Here is a 23,065-nt window from a genome sequence, read left to right on the forward strand (position 1 = left end):
CATCGAACCAGAGCTGGCCCGCCCGCTCCCAGGAACTGCCGCCGAGCGCGGTCGCCAGCAGGTAGACACGGCCCGGCGGCCGGGCCGTGACCCGCACGGCACTCCCGGCCCTACCGGGCCCGCCTGCGGAAGAAGTAGGCACCGCAGGCCGCGCCCGCGACGAACATCACGATCAGCCACACGTACAGCGGCATGGTCACCAGCGGGATGATCAGACGGACCTCGACGTCCTTGGTGTTCTCGGCGATGAACACGACCGACAGGACCGCGATGACGAGGACCAGGATGCGGGCCGGAGTGAACGCGCCCGAACCGCCCTTGCCACCGCTCGACACATCTTTCGGGCTCATGGAGCGGCCCCTTCCCTGCTCCGGGGCACATTGCACCCGGAGCACCAGGATGGCTCCACGGCCGCCCCGGCGGGCCGCTCTGTACCGCCGTTCGGGTGAACGGTGGTGCGGAGCGGCCCCCGGGGCGCTCAGCTCGGCGCGGGGGTCTCGACGGTGAGGGTGGCCGGGGTGCCGTCCCCGGGGGCGTCCAGGACGGCGGGCACCCCGAGCGGGACGGTGAGCCCCGTGGGGCCGTGCCCGAAGCCCAGTTCCTCGACGACGGGGACGCCCAGCGGAGCGAGCCGGTCGACGAGGACCGCGCGCACCGCCTCGTACGGTCCGCAGCCCTCCCACGATCCGCAGGCGACCCCGGCGATCCCGTCGAGCGCCCCGGCCCGCAGGAGCTGGGTGAGGATCCGGTCGAGGCTGTAGGGGTCCTCGTGGGTGTCCTCGATGAGGAGCAGTCCGCCCCGGGCCGAGGTCCGGGCGTGCGGGGTGGCCAGATCGGCGGCCAGCAGGCTGACACAGCCGCCGTACGTGATGCCCCGGGCCCGCCCCGGCACCAGGCTCCGCGCGCCGGGGAGCCCCAGCACGCGCGCCGATCCTGGCGCGAACAGGGTGGTCCGCAGGGACTCCTGGGTCGCCGGGTCCTTGAGGAAGGTGTCCGTGCCCACCATCGGTCCATGCAGGGTGGCGAGTCCGGTCCGCAGCGCGAACGCCTCGTGCAGGACGGTGATGTCGCTGTAGCCGACGAACACTTTGGGCCCGGCGGCCCGCATCGCCGCCCAGTCCACCAGGTCGACCATGCGGTGGGCCCCGTAGCCGCCGCGCGCGCAGATCACCGCCTCGACCGACGGATCGCACCAGGCGTCCTGGAGGTCCTTGGCGCGCGCCGCGTCCGCCCCCGCCAGGTAGTCCAGCTCCGGGTGGACGTCGAGCACATGCGGCATCACGACCGGGTCCAGGCCCCAGCCGCGCAGGAGGTCGAGTCCCGGCTCCAGCCGGTCCGCCGGGACCGGGCCGCTCGGGGAGACGACGGCGACCCGGGACCCGGCCCGCAGCCGGGGCGGCCGGGTCAGGGGGACGAGTCCGGTGTTCATGTGCGCAGCTCCAGACGCGGTACGTCGTCACGGTCGATCCCGAACGTCTGGAGGTACAGGGAGAGTTCGGACTCCAGGGCACTGATCATGGTCTCGGCGCGGCGGAACCCGTGCCCCTCGCCGGCGTAGGTGAGGTAGGCGTGCGGGACGCCGCGCCCCTCGACCGCCGCCAGGAAGCGTTCGCACTGGACGGGCGGGCAGATGGGGTCGTCCTCCCCCTGGAGCAGCAGGAAGGGGGTGGCGAGCCGGTCGGTGCGGGTGATCGGGGAGCGCTCGCGGTAGCGGTCGGGGACCTCGGCGAGCGGGCCGACGAGCGACTCCAGGTACTGGGACTCGAAGTCGTGGGTCTCGTCGGTGCCCCAGCCGGTGAGGTCGAGGATGGGGTAGATGATCGTGCCGCAGGCGTAGACGTCGGTGCCGGTCAGCGAGGCGGCGGTGGTCCAGCCGCCCGCGCTGCCGCCCCGGACGGCGAGCCGCGCCGGATCGGCGGTGCCCTCGTCGGCGAGCGCCCGCGCCACGGCGGCGCAGTCCTCCACGTCGACGACGCCCCACTGTTCGCGCAGCCGGTTGCGGTAGGCGCGTCCGTAGCCCGTGGAGCCGCCGTAGTTGACCTCGGCGACGCCGATGCCGCGCGAGGTGAAGTAGGCGATCTCCAGGTCGAGGACGAGCGCGGCGTGCCCGGTGGGTCCGCCGTGCGCCCAGATGACGTAGGGCGGCAGTTCGCCGTCCGGGCCGGTGTATTCGGGGTGGTGCGGTGCGTAGACCTGGGCGTGGATCTCCCGTCCGCCGGGGCCGGTGAAGGTCCGCACGACGGGCCGGGGGTAGTACGCGGGGTCGACCGCGTCCCGGTGGGGGGCGCCGATGACGCGGGTGTGCCCGGTGGCGGTGTCGAGTTCGACGATCTCGTACGCGCGGTGCGGGCTCGCGGCGACGCCGACCACGCGGCTGCCCCGGACGGCGAGGGTCTCGGCCCAGGCGGTCCAGGGTCCGGCGATGTCGGCGAGCCGTCCGGTCTCGGGGTCGAGGACGCCGAGCGTGGTGGAGCCCGTGCCGTGAAGGGTGGCGATCAGTCCGTTCTCCAGCGGCTGGAACCAGGTGAGCCCGATCTTCCAGAGCGGGCCGGCGAACTCCTCCTCGCGGGCGCAGAGTCCGGCGGCCTCGCCCCCGCCCCCGGCGTCGAGGCGGTACAGGTTCCACCAGCCGTCGCGGTCGCTCGCGAACAGCAGGCGCCCGGCGCCGTCCCAGCGGATCTGCGGAACGGACTCCTCCGGGCCGCCCACGAGCGGACGGGCGTCATGGAAGGTGCCGTCCTCCCCGATGTCGGCGAGGATCACCTCGGTGCCGTCCCACGGCATCCGGGGGTGGTCCCAGGCGATCCAGGCGGCGCGCCGCCCGTCGGGCGAGACCTCGGGCCCGGTGACGAACCGGTGTGCTCCGTCGGAGAGTTCGCGTACGGCGGTGCGGTCGTCGGCCGCCGAGCCGTCGAGCGGCACGGCGGCGATCACCCGGCGCAGCTCGGTGGGGCCCTCGCCGGTGAACTCCTCCAGGACGCACCAGATCTCCCCGGCCGCGCCGCGCTCCGGCCGCGGGCGGGGGTCGGCCCAGCGCAGTCCGCCGCCGGTGGCGGAGACGGGGGTGAGCGGCCGGGGCGGGGTCCCGCTGTCGGGTTCGTAGGCGTAGAGCCGCTGGTCGTCGAAGTGGACGAAGACGATCAGCGGGCCGCCCTCGGCGCGTTCGGTCCCGGCCCAGGGCTGTCCGCCGTACTCGATGACGCGGCTGCGCGCGTTCCACGGGGCGGGCAGCTCCGTGGTGGTGCCGTCCGCCAGGCGGCGGACCAGGGCGCGCCGCCCGGACTCGGCGGGACGCGGCTCGGTCCACCACAGTTCCTCGCCGACCGCCCCGAGGTATTCGGGGCGGCCGTCGTGGGAGGCGGCCAGCGCGGCGTCGATGGGTGAGGGCCAGCTTCCGTGGGCCCCGGTGGTTGCCATGATCGATTCCCCCGTGCGGTTCAGGCGGTGCGCAGATAGTGGTCCAGGACCCGGACGCCGAAGTGCAGCGCGTCCACGGGGACGCGTTCGTCGACGCCGTGGAAGAGGGCCTGGTAGTCGAAGCCGTAGGGCAGCTTCAGCGGCGAGAAGCCGTAGCCCGTGATGCCGAGCCGGGAGAACTGCTTGGCGTCCGTGCCGCCGGACATGGAGTAGGGCACGGTGTGCCCGTCCGGGTCGAAGCGTTCGACGGCGGCCCGCAGCTTGGCGAAGGTCGGCGAGTCGACGGGCGCCGTGAGGGGCACCTCGCGGTGGTGGAACTCCCAGTCGACCGAGGGGCCGGTGAGCCGGTCGAGGGTGGCGTGGAACTCCTCCTCGCCGCCGGGGACCATCCGGCCGTCGATGTACGCGGTGGCGTGCCCCGGGATCACGTTGACCTTGTAACCGGCCTCCAGCATCGTGGGGTTGGAGCTGTTGCGGACGGTCGGCGCGATCAGGGCGGCGGCCGGGCCGAGCTTGCCGAGGAGTTCGTCCACGTCGAAGCCGGGGGCGTCGAGGTCGGGGTGGATGCCGTGCAGGGCGGCGATCTCGGTGAGGGCGGCGCGGACCGTCGGGGTGAGGCGGACCGGCCAGTCGTACTCCCCGATCCGGGCGACGGCGGCGGCCAGGGCGCTGACGGCGTTGGCGTGGTTGACCTTGGAGCCGTGCCCGGCCTTGCCGTGGGCGGTGAGCTTGAGCCATCCGGTGCCGCGTTCGCCCGCGGCGATGGGGTAGAGCGGCATGCCGGGTCCGGCGTGGAAGGTGAACGCCCCGGACTCGCTGATGCCCTCCGTACAGCCGTCGAAGAGCGCGGCGTGCCGCGCGGCGAGGAATTCGGAGCCGTCCTCGGCGCTGGCCTCCTCGTCGGCGGTGTACGCGATCACGATGTCGCGCCGGGGGCGGATGCCGGACCGGGCCCAGAAGCGGGCGACGGACAGGATCATCGCGTCCATGTTCTTCATGTCGATGGCGCCCCGGCCCCAGACGACGCCGTCGCGTACCTCGCCGGAGAACGGGTCGACGCTCCAGTCGGCGGCCTCGGCGGGCACCACGTCCAGGTGCCCGTGGACGAGCAGGGCGTCGGCGGAGGGGTCGGTGCCGGGGATCCGGGCGACGACGTTGGTGCGTCCGGGGGTGCGTTCCAGCATCGCCGGTTCGAGCCCGGCGCCGGCCAGCCGCTCGGCGACGTACTCCGCGGCCGGGCGTTCGCGGCAGTCGCCGCCGCCCCGGTTGGTCGTGTCGATGCGGATCAGTTCGGAGGTGAACGTCACCACCTCGTCGAGCGCGGTGGCGTCGATGCCGACGCCGTCCCCGCCGCCGTCGTGCCGCATGCTCGCCTCAGCCATACTGCTCCTCCACGGCGGACGACACGAGGGTCGTGACCGCCTTGAACGTGCGGATTCCTTCGTACATCGTGGCGCTGGTGTAGGAGACACGCCTCTCGCCGACGACGGCGACGCCGGGGACGACGGTCGCGGCGGCAGCCAGGTGCTCGGCGTCGAACTCCAGCTCCACGGTGAACGGACCGCCCTCCACCGGGGTGTACCGCCCGGCCAGGGGCACGGCCCGCGCGGCGGCCTCCCGGATGTCGGCGGCGGTGCGCGCCGGGGTGCGGCACACCGCCGCGTAGCGCGACACGTAGTCCTTGACGGCGACCTTGCGGGCCTCGGGGGCGTACCCCTCGGCGTCCACGCAGGTGAGGTCGTCCCCGGTGACGAGGACGACGGGGACGCCGTACTCGGCGGCCACATGGGCGTTGAGCAGCCCTTCGCTGGCCCGGACGCCGTTGAGCCAGACCCCGGTGATGGAGTTGGCGAGGTAGGTGTGCGCGAGGACGCCCTCCGTACCGGCGCCCGTGTGGTAGCCGACGAAGGCGACCGCGTCCACGTCGCCGTGCTGGATGCCCTCGACCATGCTGAGCGACTTGTGCTTGCCGGTGAGCATCTGGACGCGCTCGTCCAGCCGCTCCAGCAGCAGGTTGCGCATGGTCCAGTGCGCCTCGTTGATCAGCACCTCGTCCGCTCCCCCGTCGAAGAAGCCGAGGGCGGCGGCGTTGACGTCGGAGGTGAACAGGGAGCGGCACCGCTCCCACTGCGGGGTGCCGGGCAGCACATCGGCCGGCCAGGTCACGCCGGTGGCGCCTTCCATGTCGGCGCTGACGAGGATCTTCATGCGGCCACACGGTACGCGCCGCCGAACGCGCAGGCCAGGGGTGGTGAGCCCGCCACAGGTCCATGCCTCTGACGGGGGATGCGGACGAGGCCGCATCCCCGGGACGGCGTACGCCTCAGCGGCGCCGGGCGCCCTTGAGGAGCTTGTCGATCGCGGTGAGCTCCTTGGCGTCGAACTCCAGGTTGCGCACGGCCTCGACGCTGTTCTCCAGCTGGGCCACGCTGCTCGCCCCGACGACCGCGGAGGTGACCCGGCCGCCGCGCAGCACCCAGGCGAGGGCCATCTGGGCGAGGGACTGGCCCCGGGCGGCGGCCAGCCGGTCCAGTTCCCGGAGCCGGTCCACGAGGTCGGGGGTGACCGCGTCGGCCGACAGGAAGGGGCTGCTGCCGGCGGCGCGGGAGCCCTCGGGGATGCCGCGCAGATAGCGGTCGGAGAGGATGCCCTGCTCCAGCGGCGAGTAGGCGATGGAGCCGACACCCAGCTCGTCCAGGGCGGTGAGCAGCCCGTCCTCGACCCAGCGGTCCAGCATCGAGTAGCGCGGCTGGTGGATGAGGAGCGGGGTGCCCAGCTCCTTGAGGATGCGGGCGGCCTCGCGGGTCTGCTCGGCGGAGTAGTTGGAGATGCCGACGTACAGGGCCTTGCCCTGGCGCACCGCCGTGTCCAGGGCCCCCATGGTCTCTTCGAGCGGGGTCTCGGGGTCGGGGCGGTGCGAGTAGAAGATGTCGACGTAGTCGAGGCCGAGCCGCTCCAGGCTCCGGTCCAGCGAGGCGAGCAGGTTCTTGCGCGAACCCCACTCCCCGTACGGGCCGTCCCACATCAGATAGCCGGCCTTGGTGGAGACGACGATCTCGTCCCTGTGGCGGGCGAAGTCCGTGGCCAGCGCCCGGCCCATGGCGGTCTCGGCGGAACCGGGCGGCGGACCGTAGTTGTTCGCCAGGTCGAAGTGGGTGATGCCGAGGTCGAACGCGCGTCGCAGGATGCGGCCCTGGGACTCCGGGGTCCGGTCGCCGCCGAAGTTGTGCCAGAGGCCGAGCGAGAGGGCGGGCAGCTTCAGGCCGCTGCGTCCGGTGCGCCGGTAGGGCATGTCCTGGTAGCGGCCGGCGGACGGGATGTACATGCGGGACTCCACAGCGAAGGGGGTACGGGGGTCGCGGGGCGGGTCGCGGAGCCGGCCCGGACGGGGTGCGGGCTCCAGGCTCGCGCACTTCGATCCAGCGGTCCAACAGGAGATTCCGCTGGGATTCAGCGCCTATATTTCTCAATCATGGAGTTGCGCCAGCTGGAGCATTTCGTCGCGGTCGCCCGCGAGCAGCATTTCACCCGGGCCGCCGAGCGCGTCGCCGTCTCGCAGTCAGGGCTCTCGGCCTCGGTCCGGGCGCTCGAACACGAGCTGCGCACCCCGCTGTTCAGCCGGACCACGCGCCGGGTGCGGCTGACCGAGGCGGGGCGCGCCCTGCTGGTGGAGGCGGAGCGCACGCTGGCGGGCGCGCGGGCGGCCCGGGACGCGGTCGACGCGGTGCGGGGGCTGCTGCGCGGCACGCTGTCGGTGGGCGTGGAGCAGTGCGTGGCGGGGGTGCGGCTGCCCCGGCTGCTCGCGGCGTTCCACCGGGCCCATCCGCAGATGGAGATCCGGCTCCGGCAGGAGGGCACGACGCATCTGGTCGAGGGGGTGGCGGGCGGGCGGCTGGACATCGCCTTCGCCTCCGGGGTCGCGCCGGGCGAGTGGCGCGGCGAGCTGGTGCCGCTCGCCCGCGAGCCGCTGGTGCTGCTCTGCGCTCCGGGGCACCGGCTGGCGTCGGCGGAGCGGGCCGGGTGGGGCGAGCTGCCGGAGGAGGCGTTCATCGACTTCCATCCGGACTTCGGCCCGAGGCGCGCGGCCGACGCCGCCTTCGCCGCCGCCGGGGTGCGGCGCACGGTGGCGCTGGAGGTCAGCGATGTGCACAGTCTGCTGGAGCTGGTGCGCGAGGGGCTCGGGATCGCGGTCGTGCCGCACCACTTCGCCCGCAAGCCCGAGGCCGGTGGGCTGGCGGCGGTCGCGCTGGACGGCGCGGACCGGCCGTCGTACGAGAGCGTGATGGTGCTGCCGGAGGCGCAGGCGATGAGCCCGGGGGCGCGGGCGCTGATGGCGCTCGTCCGGGAGGACACCGGCCGCTGAGCGGCGGGGGCCGGGGCGCCGCTCGCGGACCGGAGCCGCCCGTGGGGGCTCCGGTCCGGACGGGGCTCAGTCCTCGTGGCCGAGTTGGAGATCGCGTTCGGTGCGTCCGCCGCCCGCGACCTGGAGGACGGTGGCCACCGGCGGGTAGCCGGCGGCGATCACGGTGTACTCGCCGGTGGACAGGTCGACGAAGCGGAACGCCCCGTCAGCTCCGGTGGTCTGGGTGTCGACGACGTTGCCGGCGGCGTCCAGGAGGGTGACCCGGGCGTCCTCGACGGGGCGTCCGCCGGTCGCCCGGACGATGCCGCGCAGCACGGCGCCGCCCGCGAGTTCGATGTCCTGCCGGGTCTCCCTGGCCGCCTGGACGCTGACGGGCAGCGCGGCGGGCCGGAAGGCGGGCGCGGAGGCGGCGAGGGTGTACTCCCCCGCGACCAGTTCGCCGATCACATAGCCGCCCTCGCGCCCGCTGCGGGTGGAGGCGACGACCTCGCCGCGGACGTCGGTGAGGGTGACGGAGGCGTCGCGCACGGGGATGCCGTCCGCCGTCAGCACGGTCCCGGCGAGCCGGCCGGCGCCGCCGAGCACCACGTCGAGGTCGACGGGGCGTTCCCCGACGGTGACGCTGACGGCCTGCGGCTGGTGGCCGCCGGCCGCGGCGATGAGGACGTACGATCCGGCGCCGGGCGCGCTGAGCGCGTACCGCCCGTCGTCGCCGCTGGCGCCTCGGCCGACCTGCCGGCCCTGGACGTCGATCAGGGTGAGGGCGGCGCGGGGCACCTTCGTGCCGTCGGGGTGCTGGACGGCTCCGCAGACCGGGACGCCGCCGGGGTGGACGGGGGCGGGGGTGCCCGGGTCCGTGCGGGCGGAGGGGATCGTCGCGGGCTCGGCTTCGGTTTCGGGGCTGTGGTGGGACACCAGGGGTTTCTCCTTGAGGAAGAAGGCGAGGACCAGGCCGAGCACGAGGACCGGCACGAGGTAGAGGAAGATCCGGGGCATGGCGTCGGCGTAGGCCCGGATGTAGGCGTCGCGCAGCGCGGGGTCCATCGCGTGGACCAGTTGCGGCGTGATCGATTCGGCGTCGGGCAGATCGCTGCCGGTGGGCAGTCGTACGGCGAGCGCGTCGGCCAGCCGGCCGGCGAAGAGCGTGCCGAACACGGCGGCGCCGACGCTGCCGCCGATCTGCCGGAAGTAGTTGTTGGCGCTGGTGGCGGTGCCGAGGTCGGCGGGGCGTACGGAGTTCTGCACGGCGAGGACGAGGACCGGCATGATCAGCCCGATGCCGAGGCCCAGGACGGCCTGGGCGATGCTGTACTCGATGCGCGGGGTGTCCGTCTCCAGCCGGGAGAGCAGCCACATGCCGACGGCGGAGACCGCGCTGCCGGCGATCGGGTAGACCCGGTAGCGCCCGGTGCGGGAGATCAGCTGGCCGGAGACGACGGAGGCGCCGACGATGCCGCCCATCATCGGGAGCATCAGCAGCCCGGACTCGGTGGCGGTGGCGCCGTCGACCATCTGGAGGAAGGTCGGCAGATACGAGGCGGCGCCGAACAGCGCGACGCCGACCACCGCGCCGACCAGAGCGGTGACGTTGAAGATCGAGTCGCGGAACAGCCTGAGCGGGATGATGGGTTCGGGGGCGCGGTGCTCGACGGCGACGAACAGCAGAGTCGTTCCGGCAGCTCCGGCGGCGAGGCCCAGGATGGTGCCCGACCCCCAGGCGTACTCGGTGCCGCCCCAGCTGGTCAGCAGCACCAGACAGGTGGAGGCGGCGGCCAGCAGGATCGCGCCGAGGATGTCCAGGCGGGGCCGGACGGCCGGTTTCGGCAGCTTCAGCACGAGGGTGATGACGGCCAGGGTGACCAGCCCGAACGGTACGTTGATGTAGAAGCACCAGCGCCAGGAGGCGTGGTCGGTGAAGAAGCCGCCGAGCAGCGGGCCCGCGACGGAGGCGAGACCGAAGGCGGCCCCGATCAGGCCCATGAACCGGCCGCGTTCGCGGGGCGGGACGACGTCCGCGATGATCGCCTGCACGCCGATCATCAGCCCGCCGCCGCCGACGCCCTGGAGGGCGCGGAAGGCGATGAGTTCGTCCATGGTGCGCGACCAGCCGGCCAGCGCGGAGCCGATGACGAAGGTGACGATCGCGAACTGGAAGACGCCCTTGCGCCCGAAGAGGTCGCCGAGCTTGCCGTAGACCGGCAGTCCGATGGTCGAGGCGAGGAGGTAGGCGGTGACCGCCCAGGACATCTTCTCCAGGCCGTGCAGTTCGCCGACGATCTTCGGGAGCGCGGTCGCGACGATCATCTGGTCGAGCGCCGCGAGCAGGAGTGTGAGCATCAGCCCGACGAAGACGAGCCGGATCCGGCGGGGATCGGTCACCGCCCCCTCGGGCGCGGCCGGTACGGCCGGTTCCGGGGTCGTGCCGGGGGGCGGTGGGGCGGCCGCCCCGGGCGGTCCTCCGGTGCCGTCCGTCCCGTCCGGCTCGTCCTTCACCAGAGTGATGCCACCCACCACGTGCCGCTCCCCTCGTCGCGCTGCCGCACATTTCTCGCATTGACTGACAAGCGAGGGCAAACGCGACGAGGGGGCGCCGACGGCGCACTCCGGGGCTTAATCCCCGGTCGGAGCCACTACGGCGCACCACCGGAGGTCCGGAAAGACCACCCGAACCGGTGAGGCCGCACAGCGGGCCCGGGGACTACTTCTCGACCTCGGCGGCGAGGTTGGCGAGGAGTTCGTCGTAGATGCGCCCAAGTCCCTTGGGGGCGAAGGTCTTCTCGAAGAATCCGCCGATGCCGCCGGCGCCGTTCCAGACCGTCGAGACGACGGCCTTGGCGCGGCCCTCGCCGGCCGGGGTGACGGTCCAGGTGGTGACCATCGAGGAGTTGCGGTCCTTCTCGACGAGCTGCCCGTCGGTCGGCTCGCTGACCTCCAGCAGGCAGTCGCGCACCCGCTTGCTGGTGGCCTGGAGCTTCCAGTGCACCAGGGTGCCCTCGCCGTCGCCGCCCTCGCGCACCTCGTACTCGCTGAAGTGGCCGGGCAGCACCTTGCCGCGCACGTCCTTGTAGTCGGCCAGCGCGTCGAACACCGCCTCCGCGTCCGCCGCGATGATCCGCTCCGTCGTGGCCTCGACCTGCGCCATGCCTGCTCCTCCAGCACTCGGTTGTTCGGGGTCCCGCTGAGCCAACCACCTCGGCGGCCGGGCTCAAAATCCGGTCCGGGACGAAGGGGAGAAAACGATCAAGGGAACACATGTTCTATTCTCGGGGCAGTGCTACCGAGGAGGCGTCCATGCGCTGGGACCATCTGGCCGAGAACAGCTCCGGTGCGCCCGCGACCGGTGCGGGTGCGCTCTTCGCCGCCGACGCGGTGACCACGAGGACCTTCGACACCCCGGAGTTCAGGGGCATCACCTTCCACGAGGTCCGGGCCCGTTCGATCGTGAACCGGGTGCCCGGGGCCTCCCGGATGCCGTTCGAGTGGACCGTGAACCCGTACCGGGGCTGCTCGCACGCCTGTGTCTACTGCTTCGCCCGCAAGACCCACAGCTATCTCGACCTCGACACCGGGCTCGGCTTCGACTCGCAGATCGTCGTCAAGGTCAACGCGCCAGCCCTGGTCCGCCGCGAGATCGCCTCGCCGCGCTGGCACGGGGCGCACATCGCGATGGGCACCAATGTCGACTGCTACCAGCGCGCGGAGGGCCGCTACCGGCTGATGCCCGGCATCCTGGCCACCCTGCGCGACCACGCCAACCCCTTCTCGATCCTCACCAAGGGCACGCTGATCCTGCGCGACCTCGATCTGCTGCGGCAGGCCGCCGAGGTCACCGAGGTCGGGGTCTCGGTCTCGGTCGGCTTCACCGACCCGGAGCTGTGGCGCACGGTGGAGCCCGGCACCCCGGCCCCCGAGCGCCGCCTCGACGTCGTCCGGACGCTCGGCGAGCACGGGATCGGCTGCGGGGTGCTGATGGCGCCGGTGATCCCCTTCCTCGGCGACCGCCCGGAGCAGCTGCGCGAGACCGTCCGCGCGATCGCCGCCGCCGGGGCCACCTCGGTCACCCCGCTCGTCCTGCATCTGCGGCCGGGCGCGCGGGAGTGGTTCATGGAGTGGCTGGGACGGCACCACCCGGAGCTGGTGGGACGGTACGAGCGGCTGTACGCGGACGGGGCGTACGCCCCCACCTGGTACCAGCGCCGGATCACCCGGCACGTCCACGAACTCGCCGCCGAGTACGGCATCGGCCCCTCGCACCGGGGCACCCCCCGGGCGCTCCCCCGGCGCGAGGCCCCGGAAGCCGGACCGGCCGCCGCTCCGGGCCCGACACAGCTCACGCTCCTCTGACCCGAGCCGCCCTCCCGGCGCACGTTCCGGCGCGTGCGCGGGCAAACGGGTCATCTCTCACCGGAACAGGTCCTTCCGACCCCGAATGCGGGGAGCATGCGGCCGGGGCTGCGTCGCGCGCAGCCGTGCTCCCCGTCACGGAAGGCCCTTATGACGAACCGTTCAGGAACCCGCCCAGGACTGCTCCTCGCCGTCGGGGCGACGGTCGCCGGTCTGGTGACCGCGGCCCCGGCCACGGCGAGCGCCGGCACCGGCGCCCGCGCCGCCGCGCTCGCGTGGACCGACTGCGCCACCGCGTCCGCCCCGACGCTCCAGTGCGCCACGGTGCGCTCCCCGCTCGACCACGACGATCCCACGGGCCGCACGGTCACCCTCGCGCTGACCCGGGTGCCGCACACCGCGAAGACCTTCCAGGGCCCGCTGCTGGTCAATCCGGGCGGCCCCGGCGGCAGCGGCCGGTCGATGGCGGCGTTCGTCGCCTCCGCGCTGCCGGAGTCGGTGGCCTCGCAGTACGACGTCATCGGCTTCGACCCGCGCGGTGTCGGCCGGAGCCGGCCCGCGCTGGACTGCGTGCCGAAGTACTTCGACCCGGTCCGCCCCGACCCGGTGCCGCAGTCGCTCACGGACGAGCGGGTCAACCGCGACCGCGCCCGCGACTTCGCCGCCGCCTGCGGGACGAAGTACCCCGACCTGCTCCCGTTCATGGACACCGTGAGCGCGGCCAAGGACCTCGACGTGATCCGGCGCGCGACCGGCGCGCGGCAGCTGAACTACTTCGGCTACTCCTACGGCACCTATCTGGGCGCGGTCTACGCCAAGCTCTTCCCGGAGCGGGTGCGGCGGCTCGTCCTCGACTCCAACGTGGACCCGGACGGCGTCTGGTACGACGACAACCTGGACCAGGACTACGCGTTCGACGCCCGGCACAAGGCGTTCGCCGCCTGGGTCGCGAAGCACGACGACGCCTACGGGCTCGGCACGGACCCGGCCGGGGTCGAGCGGGCCTGGTACCGGATGCGGGACGCCGTCGCGAAGCGTCCGGCGGGCGGCACGGTCGGCCCCGGCGAGCTGGACGACACCTTCCTGCCGGGCGGCTACTACAACGGCTACTGGCCCACGCTGGCCACCGCGTTCGCCTCCTATGTGCACGACAAGGACGAGAAGGCCCTGGTCAAGGCGTTCGAGCGGTTCGGCGCGGTCGACGCCGGGGGCGACAACGGGTACGCGGTCTACACGGCCGTCCAGTGCCGTGACGCCCAGTGGCCGCGCGACTGGAACGTGTGGCGCAACGACACCGCCCGGATCCACGCCAAGGCGCCCTTCATGGCCTGGGGCAACACCTGGTACAACGCGCCGTGCGCCGACTGGCCGGTGGAGCCGCTCAACCCGGTCCGGGTCTCCAACCGGTCGCTGCCCCCGGCCCTCCTCTTCCAGGCGACGGACGACGCGGCCACCCCGTACGCGGGCGGGGTCACCCTGCACCGCAAGCTCAAGGGATCCAGCCTCGTCGTCGAGCGGGGCGGCGGCAACCACGGCATCACGCTCAGCGGCAACGACTGCCTGGACCGCTATCTGACGGACTACCTGGCCGGGGGCACGGTGCCCCGGGGGCGGGGCGGCGACGCCGACGCGGTCTGCGCGAAGACGCCAGATCCGAAGCCCGCGAGCGCCAAGTCGGCCCGGCCGGCGTACCGTTCGGAGGAGAATGGCCGGGGGAGCATCCTGCACGGACTGCTCGGCTTCCGGCGCTGAGACGGCACGGCGTGCGGTGAAGAGGGCGGGGTGACCCGCCCCCTTCACCGCGCCGGGAGCCTGCCGAGCGCGGCGGAGGCGGCGGCACCCAGCCGCGGATGGGGCAGCGCCGCCTCCAGGACCGGGCGGGCCCGGACGTCGCCCAGCGCCCCCAGCCCCTCCACGCAGGCCAGGGCCACCCGCCAGTGGGGCTCGTCGGGGCCCAGCAGCCGGGAGAGCGTGGCCATCAGGGCGGGGGCGGACTCCGGGGCGCGCAGCACGGTGAGCAGACGGACGGGGTGCAGGGCGTAGGCCGTGCGCAGGGAGTTGGTGGCGAGCGCGGCGGCCGCGCGGGGGGTGCGGGGGTCGCCGAGGCGGGCCAGGGCGTGGGCGGCGCCGACGCAGCGTTCCGGGTCGCGGTGGTTGAGCAGCAGCACCAGGGGCTCGAAGGCGCGCCGGTCGCCGCCGCAGCCGAGCCGGAACGCCGCGATCTCCCGGGCCCAGAGCGGCCGTTCGCGTTCGACGAGGACCCGGGCCAGCTCCTCGTCGTCCTCGGTGGCCAGCAGTCGGCGGTACTCCGCCGACTCCCCCGCCTCGTCCGCCAGTCGGTGCGCCAGTGAGCGGAACTCCTCATCCATGACGCTCAGCGTATCGCCGCGCACACAGCGTGCCGATGGGGGCGTCGGCTGTGAGCGGGGCCACAGAAGCGAGGGGCTGGTGCGCTCATTACCCGTCGGTTAATCTCAAGTGAGCGGGACACACTCCCCGCTTGCTCCGGTGGCCTGGTGACGCAGCCTCCGGAGTGTCGGTCGGTTCGGCAGTTCTGCCAGACGTGACTCCGGGACAGGGTCCGTCGCCCCTCGTGGGCCGTGTGCGCTCCGCGCGCACCGGTCCGAGCACTACGACAGGTATTTCCCGCGCGCCGGTCGGGCTCCTCGCCCCTCGCATCGGCCCCGCGTCCCCCAGTCGTCACTCATCCCTGGAGTCCCGTGATGGACACCCCCTTCAGCACCATTGCCGTCGTCGGCCTCGGCACCATGGGCACCGGCATCGCCGAGGTCCTGACCTGCGCCGGCCACGAGGTCGTCGGTATCGACGTCAGCGAGGAGGCGGCCCGGCAGGCCGTCGCCTCCCTGGAGGCCGCCACCGCCCGTGCCGTGCGACGCGAGCGGATCACCGAGCAGGAGCGGCGCGACGCCCTCGCCCGGTTCCGCACCTTCTCCGATCTCCAGGCCGCCGCGGACGCGGAGCTGGTGATCGAGGTCGTGCCGGAGAACTACGAACTCAAGCAGCAGGTCTTCCGGGAGCTGGACGCGGTCGTCGCCCCGGCCACGATCCTGGCCACCGGCACCAACGCCCTGTCCGTGACCCGGCTCGCGGCCGAGTCCCGGCACCCCGAGCGCGTCCTCGGACTGCACTTCTTCAACCCTGCCCCGGCGATGAAGCTGGTCGAGGTGGTCTCCTCGGTGCTGACCGCGCCGCCGGCCGTCGAGGCCGTCACGGCGTTCGCCCGGCAGCTCGGCAAGGAGCCCGTCGCGGTCGGCGACCGGCCGGGCTTCGTCGCCGACGGGCTGCTGTTCGGCTATCTCAACCAGGCCGCCGCCATGTACGAGGCGAACTACGCCTCCCGCGAGGACATCGACGCGGCGATGCGGCTCGGCTGCGGTCTTCCGATGGGGCCGCTCGCCCTGCTGGACCTGATCGGCATCGACACGGCGCGCACGGTGCTGGAGGCGATGTACTCCGCCTCGCACGACCGGCTGCACGCCCCGGCCCCGATCCTCGGCCAGCTCAGCGAGGCCGGGCTGACCGGCCGCAAGGCGGGCCGCGGCTTCTACACGTACGCGGAGCCGGGCAGCCCGGACGTGGTGCCGGACGCGCTCACCCCGGCGCCGGACCGCGCGGCGGACGCCGGGCGCCCGGTGCGTTCGGTGGGTGTCGCGGGGTCCGGGACGATGGCCTCGGGCATCGCGGAGGTCTTCGCCAAGGCGGGGTACGACGTGGTGCTGGCCGCGCGCGGCCGGGAGAAGGCGGACACCGCCAAGGCCCGGATCGCCACGTCCCTGGAGCGTTCGGTCGCCAAGGGCCGGCTGACGGCCGAGGCGCGGGACGAGACGCTGGCCCGGATCGTCCCGGCCGGTTCGCTGGACGCGTTCGCCGAGGTGGACCTCGCCGTGGAGGCGGTCGCCGAGGACCTGGCGGTCAAGCGGCAGCTCTTCGCCACGCTGGACAAGGTGTGCCGGCCGGGCGCGGTGCTCGCCACCACCACCTCCTCGCTGCCCGTCGTCTCGATCGCCCGCGCCACCACACGGCCCGAGGACGTCATCGGGATGCACTTCTTCAACCCCGCGCCGGCGATGAAGCTGGTCGAGGTCGTCCGCACGGTACTCACCGCCGACAACGTCCGCGCCACGGTCCGCGAGGTCTGCGCCAAGGTCCGCAAGCACCCCGTGGACTGCGGGGACCGGGCCGGGTTCATCGTGAACGCGCTGCTCTTCCCGTACCTGAACAACGCCATCAAGATGGTCGAGGAGCACTACGCCACCCTCGACGACATCGACGCCGCGATGAAGCTGGGCGGCGGCTACCCGATGGGCCCCTTCGAACTGCTGGACGTCGTCGGGCTCGACGTCTCGCTGGCCATCGAGAAGGTGCTGCACAGCGAGTTCCGCGATCCGGGCCTGGCGCCCGCCCCGCTCCTGGAGCATCTGGTGGCCGCGGGCTGCCTCGGCCGCAAGACGGGCCGCGGCTTCCGCGAATATGCCCGGCGCTGACCCCGGGGCCGGTTGGGGCGGGCTGCTCGGACCCCCGGGCGGCCCGCCCCCGCAGGCGCGCTCCCCGGGACCGATGCAGTACGTTCACACCATGTCCCAGCCCGCCAGGTCCCCCCGTGTGTCCGCCGCGCCCGACGTCCCGGAAAGTTCCGCGGGCACCCGCGCCGCCGCCCAGCGGCTCAAAATGCGCCGCGAACTGGCCGCCGCGGCGATGGAGCTCTTCGCCACGAAGGGGTACGAGGCGACGACCGTCGACGAGATCGCGGGCGCGGCGGGCGTCGCCCGGCGGACCTTCTTCCGCCACTTCCGCTCCAAGGAAGAGGCGATCTTCCCTGACCACGACGACACCCTCGTCCGGGCCGAGGCCGTCCTGAACGCGGCCCCCGCGCACGAGCATCCGCTCGACACGGTCTGCCGGGGCATCAAGGAAGTCATGCGGATGTACGCGGCGAAGCCGGCGGTCTCCGTGGCCCGCTACAAGCTGACCCGCGAGGTGCCCACCCTGCGCCAGGCCGAGATCGCCTCGGTGGCCCGCTACGAGCGGCTGTTCACCCGCTATCTGCTGGGCCATTTCGACGAGCGCGAGCACCAGGCCGGCAACGACGACCCGTTGCTGGCCGAGGTCGCCGCCTCCGCCGTGGTCACCGCGCACAACCACGTGCTGCGCCGCTGGCTGCGCGCCGACGGCCGGGGCGATGTGGAGGCCCAGCTCGACCAGGCCTTCGCGATCGTCCGGGACACCTTCGGCACGGGGATCGGCGCCGGCCGGAAGGCCGCGTCCGAACCCGCCAAGCCGGCCGCCTCGGTGAGCACGGAGGGCGAGGTCCTGGTCGCCGTGGCCCGGACCGACGCCCCGCTGGACGAAGTGATGCGCACGATCCAGCAGGCCCTCGGGGAGCGCTGAGCGGGCCGAAACCCGATTGCCGGGGCCGCCGCGCGGTGCTGGGGTGGCCGGATGGACTCGCACCCCGCCGCCCGCGCGGCCGAACTCCTCGCCGTCTTCGACCGCGAGATGCGTGAGCACGCCCGCCCCGACGGCCCCGGCGTGCGCGTGGAGCGCACCGCCGACGTCGTCCGCCAGGTCGGCACCGATGACGACTGGAACGGGGTCGTCTGGTCGGCGCCCGACCTGGACGGCGCCCGCGCCGACGCGGCGATCGCCGCGCAGGTCGCGCTCTGCGAGGAGCGCGGGTACGGCTCCTTCGAGTGGAAGCTCTACGCGCACGACCGGCCGGCCGATCTGGGGGACCGGCTGCGGGCTGCCGGTTTCGTGCCGGAGGAGCCGGAGACGCTGCTCGTGGCGCCGGTCGCGGAACTGGCCACGGACGTACGCCTCCCCGACGGGGTCCGGCTGGTCACGGTGCGCGACGAGGCCGGCGCCGCACTGATGGCGCGCGTCCACGAGCGGGCCTTCGGCGACGACGGCGAGCGGCTGCGCAGGCAGCTCGTGGCCCGGCTCCGCGAGGACCCGGAGCACATCGTGGCGGTGGTGGCCCTGGCGGACGGGGAACCGGTCTCCTCGGCCCGGATGGAGCTGTACCCGGGCACCGGCTTCGCCGGGCTGTGGGGCGGCGGCACGGTCGCCGCGTGGCGGGGGCGGGGCATCTACCGGGCGCTGATCGCCCACCGGGCGGGGATCGCCGCCTCGCGCGGCTTCCGGTACCTCCAGGTCGACGCCACCGAGGACAGCCGCCCGATCCTCCAGCGGCTCGGCTTCACGGCCCTGGGCACGACGACCCCGTACGTCTACCGCCCCTCCGTCTGACCACCCGTAACGGGGCATATCGCATCAGACCGGCCCCCCTGTTGCTCATGCGTGGCAGGCGAATGACAATTGAGGGAAATTACTGGCACGCAGTGCCTTGTCAGCTGTCACGGAGTGCCATACGTTGAAGACGTCCGGGCGGCCGGCGCAGCGAGACCTCGCGTACGCCGGCTGTCCCCGCGGGCCAGGTGCCCGCGCGCCCGGACGCCTGCGTCACAGGCGAACCCTTCTGCTCCACAGAGCGACCCAGCCGAGCACCACCCGCCGAACCGACGGCACACCTCCACGCTCCACCGCTCCCCCTGCACCGCAGGCCCCTCAAGCGTTCCCTCAACGCCGCACCGCCGGAGGCACACCGTGAAGGAAATCCTGGACGCGATCCAGTCCGAGGACAGCACCGCCGCAGACTTCGCGGCCCTGTCCGTTCCCGAGTCGTACCGCGCGGTGACCGTGCACAAGGACGAGGCGGAGATGTTCGCCGGCCTCGCCTCCCGCGACAAGGACCCCCGCACCTCCCTCCACCTCGACGAGGTGCCGGTCCCCGAACTCGGCCCCGGCGAGGCCCTGGTCGCCGTGATGGCCAGTTCGGTGAACTACAACTCCGTCTGGACCTCGATCTTCGAGCCGGTCTCCACCTTCGGCTTCCTGGAGCGCTACGGACGGCTCAGCGAGCTGACCAAGCGCCACGACCTGCCGTACCACGTCATCGGCTCCGACCTCGCGGGCGTCGTCCTGCGCACCGGCCCCGGCGTCAACGCCTGGAAGCCCGGTGACGAGGTCGTCGCGCACTGCCTCTCCGTCGAGCTGGAGTCCTCCGACGGCCACAACGACACGATGCTCGACCCCGAGCAGCGCATCTGGGGCTTCGAGACCAACTTCGGCGGCCTGGCGGAGCTGGCCCTGGTGAAGTCCAACCAGCTGATGCCGAAGCCCGGCCACCTCTCCTGGGAGGAGGCGGCGGCACCGGGCCTGGTCAACTCGACCGCGTACCGCCAGCTCGTCTCCCGCAACGGCGCCGGGATGAAGCAGGGCGACAACGTCCTCATCTGGGGCGCCAGCGGCGGACTCGGCTCCTACGCCACGCAGTTCGCGCTGGCCGGCGGCGCCAACCCGATCTGTGTGGTCTCCAGCCCGGAGAAGGCGGACATCTGCCGGGCGATGGGCGCCGAGGCGATCATCGACCGCAACGCCGAGGGCTACCGGTTCTGGAAGGACGAGCACGACCAGGACCCGCGCGAGTGGAAGCGCTTCGGCAAGCGCATCCGCGAACTGACCGGCGGCGAGGACGTGGACATCGTCTTCGAGCACCCGGGCCGCGAGACCTTCGGCGCCAGCGTCTACGTGACCCGCAAGGGCGGCACGATCGTCACCTGCGCCTCCACCTCCGGCTACAACCACGAGTACGACAACCGCTACCTGTGGATGTCGCTGAAGCGGATCATCGGCTCGCACTTCGCCAACTACCGCGAGGCGTGGGAGGCCAACCGGCTGGTCGCCAAGGGGAAGATCCATCCGACGCTGTCCAAGGTCTACTCCCTGGAGGACACCGGCCAGGCCGCGTACGACGTGCACCGCAACCTCCACCAGGGCAAGGTCGGCATCCTGGCGCTGGCCCCGCGCGAGGGCCTGGGCGTGCGCGACGAGGAGATGCGCGCCCAGCACCTCGACGCCATCAACCGCTTCAGGAACGTCTGACATGGCCGGCCGCCAGAAGGACCGCCCCTGGCTGATGCGGACGTACGCGGGCCACTCCACCGCCGAGGCGTCCAACGAGCTGTACCGGCGCAACCTCGCCAAGGGCCAGACGGGCCTGTCGGTCGCCTTCGACCTGCCGACCCAGACCGGCTACGACCCCGACCACGTGCTCGCCCGCGGCGAGGTCGGCCGGGTCGGCGTGCCCGTCTCGCACCTCGGGGACATGCGCCGGCTGTTCCAGGACATCCCCCTGGAGCAGATGAACACCTCGATGACGATCAACGCCACCGCCATGTGGCTGCTGGCGCTCTACCAGGTCGTCGCCGAGGAGCAGGGCGCCGACCCCGCGAAGCTCCAGGGCACCACCCAGAACGACATCGTCAAGGAGTACCTCTCGCGCGGGACGCACGTCTTCCCGCCGGGCCCCTCGCTCCGGCTGACCACCGACATGATCACGTACACGGTCGGCCGGATCCCCAAGTGGAACCCGATCAACATCTGCAGCTACCACCTCCAGGAGGCGGGGGCGACCCCGGTCCAGGAGATCGCGTACGCCCTGTCGACGGCGATCGCCGTGCTCGACGCGGTCCGCGACTCCGGCCAGGTGCCACAGGAGAAGTTCGGCGATGTGGTCGCCCGGATCTCCTTCTTCGTGAACGCGGGCGTCCGCTTCATCGAGGAGATGTGCAAGATGCGCGCCTTCGGCCGGCTCTGGGACCGGATCACCCGGGAGCGCTACGGCATCACCGACGCCAAGCAGCGCCGGTTCCGCTACGGCGTCCAGGTCAACTCGCTCGGGCTGACCGAGGCCCAGCCGGAGAACAACGTCCAGCGCATCGTCCTGGAAATGCTGGCCGTCACCCTGTCCAAGGACGCCCGCGCCCGCGCCGTGCAGCTGCCCGCCTGGAACGAGGCGCTGGGCCTGCCCCGGCCCTGGGACCAGCAGTGGTCGCTGCGCATCCAGCAGGTGCTGGCCCACGAGAGCGATCTGCTGGAGTACGAGGACATCTTCGCCGGCTCCCACGTCGTCGAGGCCAAGGTCGACGAGCTGGTCACCGACGCGCTGGCCGAGATGGACCGGATCGAGCGGATGGGCGGCGCGATGGCGGCCGTCGAGTCCGGCTACCTCAAGTCAGAGCTGGTCTCCTCGCACGCCGAGCGGCGGGCCCGGATCGAGGCGGGCGACGAGAAGATCGTCGGCGTCAACGTCTACGAGACGACCGAGCCCAGCCCGCTCACCGCCGACCTCGACGCGGCGATCATGACCGTCGACCCGGCGAACGAGGCCCGGGTCGTCGCCGCGCTCCACGAGTGGCGCGACAACCGCGACGAGCCCCGCGCCACCGAGGCGCTGGCCGCGCTGAAGAAGGCCGCGGCGGGCACCGGGAACCTGATGGCGGCGACCCTGGAGTGCGCCCGCGCGGGCGTCACCACCGGTGAGTGGTCCTGGGCGCTGCGCGACGTCTTCGGCGAGTTCCGTGCGCCGACCGGGGTCTCCTCGGCGCCGGTCGCGGTGACCGCCGAGGAGGGCTCGCCGCTCGCCCTCGTACGGGAAAGGACCGCGCGGACCGCCGAGGACCTGGGCGTCGGCCGGCTGCGGCTGCTGGTGGGCAAGCCCGGCCTGGACGGGCACTCCAACGGCGCCGAGCAGATCGCCGTACGCGCCCGCGACGCCGGCTTCGAGGTCGTCTACCAGGGCATCCGCCTCACCCCCGAACAGATCGTCTCGGCCGCCGTCGCCGAGGACGTGCACTGCGTCGGTCTGTCGATCCTGTCGGGTTCGCACGCCGAGCTGGTGCCCGACGTACTGACCCGGCTGCGCCGCACCGGGGCGGGCGACATCCCGGTGATCGCCGGCGGGATCATTCCGCCCGCCGACGCCGAGGCCCTGATCAGCGCCGGTGTCGCCGCCGTGTTCACCCCGAAGGACTTCGGTATCACGGAGATCATCGGCCGTATCGTCGACGAGATCCGGAAAGCGAACAAGCTCGACCCTCTGGAGGTCCCCGCATGACTGCCGCCGTCAACCGTCTGCGCCCGCGCCGCTCGTGCCTGGCCGTGCCCGGCTCGAACCCGCGGTTCCTGGAGAAGGCCCAGGGCCTCCCCGCCGACCAGGTCTTCCTGGACCTGGAGGACGCCTGCGCCCCGCTCGTCAAGGAGAGCGCCCGCCACCACATCGTGGACGCGCTGAACAACGGCGACTGGACGGGCAAGACCCGGGTGGTGCGGGTCAACGACTGGACGACCCACTGGACGTACCGCGATGTGATCACGGTCGTCGAGGGCGCCGGCCCGAACCTCGACTGCATCATGCTGCCGAAGGTCCAGGACGCCCAGCAGGTCGTGGCGCTCGACCTGCTGCTCACCCAGATCGAGAAGACGATGGGCTTCGAGGTCGGGCGGATCGGCATCGAGGCGCAGATCGAGAACGCCAAGGGCCTCGTCAACATCGACGACATCGCCGCCGCGTCGCCGCGCCTGGAGACGCTGATCTTCGGCCCGGCCGACTTCATGGCGTCGATCAACATGAAGACCCTGGTCGTCGGCCAGCAGCCGCCCGGCTACCCGGCGGACGCGTACCACTACATCCTCATGCGCATCCTGATGGCGGCCCGCGCCCACGACCTCCAGGCGATCGACGGCCCCTTCCTCCAGATCCGCGACGTGGACGCCTACCGCGAGGTGGCCGGCCGTGCCGCGGCGCTCGGCTTCGACGGCAAGTGGGTGCTCCACCCCGGCCAGGTCGACGCGGCCAACGAGGTCTTCTCGCCCTCGCAGGAGGACTACGACCACGCCGAGATGATCCTCGACGCCTACGACTGGTGCACCTCCGAGGAGGGCGGCAAGAAGGGCTCGGCGATGCTCGGCGACGAGATGATCGACGAGGCCAGCCGGAAGATGGCCCTGGTGGTGGCGGGCAAGGGACGCGCGGCCGGGATGCGGCGCACCACGAAGTTCGAAGCGCCGGAGGCCTGA

18 protein-coding genes are annotated in these 23,065 nt (G+C 72.8%); 9 read left to right on the forward strand and 9 right to left on the reverse strand.

All coding sequences use genetic code 11. The features are described from left to right. Positions 1-110 precede the first annotated feature (110 nt). The 6 genes from ACWCXC_RS27580 to ACWCXC_RS27605 all read right to left on the reverse strand — a co-directional run bounded on the left by ACWCXC_RS27580 (position 111) and on the right by ACWCXC_RS27605 (position 6,742). Positions 111-350 (reverse strand): DUF1049 domain-containing protein, encoded by a 240-nt coding sequence (locus tag ACWCXC_RS27580; protein ID WP_450685661.1) that lies wholly within the window; start codon positions 348-350, stop codon positions 111-113. A gap of 128 nt (positions 351-478) precedes the next feature. Then, the gene (locus tag ACWCXC_RS27585) at positions 479-1,429 is read right to left on the reverse strand and encodes a S66 peptidase family protein (RefSeq protein WP_450890844.1); all 951 of its coding nucleotides are present in this window, start codon (positions 1,427-1,429) and stop codon (positions 479-481) included. Next, positions 1,426-3,417: a prolyl oligopeptidase family serine peptidase gene (locus ACWCXC_RS27590; RefSeq protein WP_450890845.1), complete on the reverse strand. Its 1,992-nt coding sequence runs from the start codon at positions 3,415-3,417 to the stop codon at positions 1,426-1,428. Before ACWCXC_RS27590 ends, ACWCXC_RS27585 begins: the two co-directional genes overlap by 4 nt. A 20-nt stretch (positions 3,418-3,437) precedes the next feature. Continuing rightward, positions 3,438-4,799, reverse strand: coding sequence for a M20/M25/M40 family metallo-hydrolase (locus ACWCXC_RS27595; RefSeq protein ID WP_450685658.1), 1,362 nt, complete (start codon positions 4,797-4,799; stop codon positions 3,438-3,440). Beyond that, positions 4,792-5,625, reverse strand: a complete 834-nt coding sequence (locus ACWCXC_RS27600) for a M55 family metallopeptidase (protein ID WP_450685657.1) — start codon at positions 5,623-5,625, stop codon at positions 4,792-4,794. The genes ACWCXC_RS27595 and ACWCXC_RS27600 overlap by 8 nt, the downstream gene beginning before the upstream one ends. A gap of 115 nt (positions 5,626-5,740) precedes the next feature. Next, the gene (locus ACWCXC_RS27605) at positions 5,741-6,742 is read right to left on the reverse strand and encodes an aldo/keto reductase (protein ID WP_450890846.1); all 1,002 of its coding nucleotides are present in this window, start codon (positions 6,740-6,742) and stop codon (positions 5,741-5,743) included. A gap of 147 nt (positions 6,743-6,889) precedes the next feature. On the opposite strand from ACWCXC_RS27605, the gene ACWCXC_RS27610 reads away from it, so the two are divergent. Further along, positions 6,890-7,780 (forward strand): LysR family transcriptional regulator, encoded by an 891-nt coding sequence (locus ACWCXC_RS27610; RefSeq protein ID WP_450685655.1) that lies wholly within the window; start codon positions 6,890-6,892, stop codon positions 7,778-7,780. Between the two features lie 66 nt (positions 7,781-7,846). Here ACWCXC_RS27610 and ACWCXC_RS27615 read toward each other — a convergent pair whose 3' ends face one another. Further along, positions 7,847-10,294, reverse strand: a complete 2,448-nt coding sequence (locus ACWCXC_RS27615; protein ID WP_450890847.1) for an MFS transporter — start codon at positions 10,292-10,294, stop codon at positions 7,847-7,849. 184 nt (positions 10,295-10,478) lie between these two features. Next, complete coding sequence (locus ACWCXC_RS27620; protein WP_450685653.1) at positions 10,479-10,922, reverse strand: SRPBCC family protein; 444 nt, start codon at positions 10,920-10,922, stop codon at positions 10,479-10,481. A gap of 149 nt (positions 10,923-11,071) precedes the next feature. Here ACWCXC_RS27620 and ACWCXC_RS27625 point away from each other — a divergent pair, with 149 nt between their 5' ends. Both ACWCXC_RS27625 and ACWCXC_RS27630 read left to right on the forward strand, forming a co-directional pair. Then, positions 11,072-12,124, forward strand: a complete 1,053-nt coding sequence (locus ACWCXC_RS27625) for an Rv2578c family radical SAM protein (protein WP_450890848.1) — start codon at positions 11,072-11,074, stop codon at positions 12,122-12,124. Positions 12,125-12,274: 150 nt separating this feature from the next. After that, positions 12,275-13,876: an alpha/beta hydrolase gene (locus tag ACWCXC_RS27630; protein ID WP_450890849.1), complete on the forward strand. Its 1,602-nt coding sequence runs from the start codon at positions 12,275-12,277 to the stop codon at positions 13,874-13,876. A 44-nt stretch (positions 13,877-13,920) separates the two neighbouring features. Here ACWCXC_RS27630 and ACWCXC_RS27635 read toward each other — a convergent pair whose 3' ends face one another. Next, positions 13,921-14,493, reverse strand: a complete 573-nt coding sequence (locus ACWCXC_RS27635) for an adenylosuccinate lyase (protein ID WP_450890850.1) — start codon at positions 14,491-14,493, stop codon at positions 13,921-13,923. Positions 14,494-14,847: 354 nt separating this feature from the next. Here ACWCXC_RS27635 and ACWCXC_RS27640 point away from each other — a divergent pair, with 354 nt between their 5' ends. From ACWCXC_RS27640 to ACWCXC_RS27665, 6 genes are all read left to right on the forward strand, one after another. Then, a complete protein-coding gene (locus ACWCXC_RS27640) occupies positions 14,848-16,629 on the forward strand; it encodes a 3-hydroxyacyl-CoA dehydrogenase family protein (RefSeq protein WP_450890851.1) in 1,782 nt (593 codons plus the stop codon). 91 nt (positions 16,630-16,720) lie between these two features. Further along, on the forward strand, positions 16,721-17,533 hold the full coding sequence (locus ACWCXC_RS27645; protein WP_450685648.1) for a TetR family transcriptional regulator: 813 nt from the start codon (positions 16,721-16,723) through the stop codon (positions 17,531-17,533). Between the two features lie 51 nt (positions 17,534-17,584). Beyond that, on the forward strand, positions 17,585-18,394 hold the full coding sequence (locus tag ACWCXC_RS27650) for a GNAT family N-acetyltransferase (RefSeq protein WP_450890852.1): 810 nt from the start codon (positions 17,585-17,587) through the stop codon (positions 18,392-18,394). 357 nt (positions 18,395-18,751) lie between these two features. Then, complete coding sequence (gene ccrA, locus ACWCXC_RS27655) at positions 18,752-20,089, forward strand: crotonyl-CoA carboxylase/reductase (protein WP_450684364.1); 1,338 nt, start codon at positions 18,752-18,754, stop codon at positions 20,087-20,089. A gap of 1 nt (position 20,090) precedes the next feature. Continuing rightward, positions 20,091-22,103: a protein meaA gene (locus ACWCXC_RS27660; protein ID WP_450890853.1), complete on the forward strand. Its 2,013-nt coding sequence runs from the start codon at positions 20,091-20,093 to the stop codon at positions 22,101-22,103. Next, a complete protein-coding gene (locus ACWCXC_RS27665) occupies positions 22,100-23,065 on the forward strand; it encodes an HpcH/HpaI aldolase/citrate lyase family protein (RefSeq protein ID WP_450684362.1) in 966 nt (321 codons plus the stop codon). The genes ACWCXC_RS27660 and ACWCXC_RS27665 overlap by 4 nt, the downstream gene beginning before the upstream one ends.

Source organism: Streptomyces sp. NPDC001515, assembly GCF_053597115.1.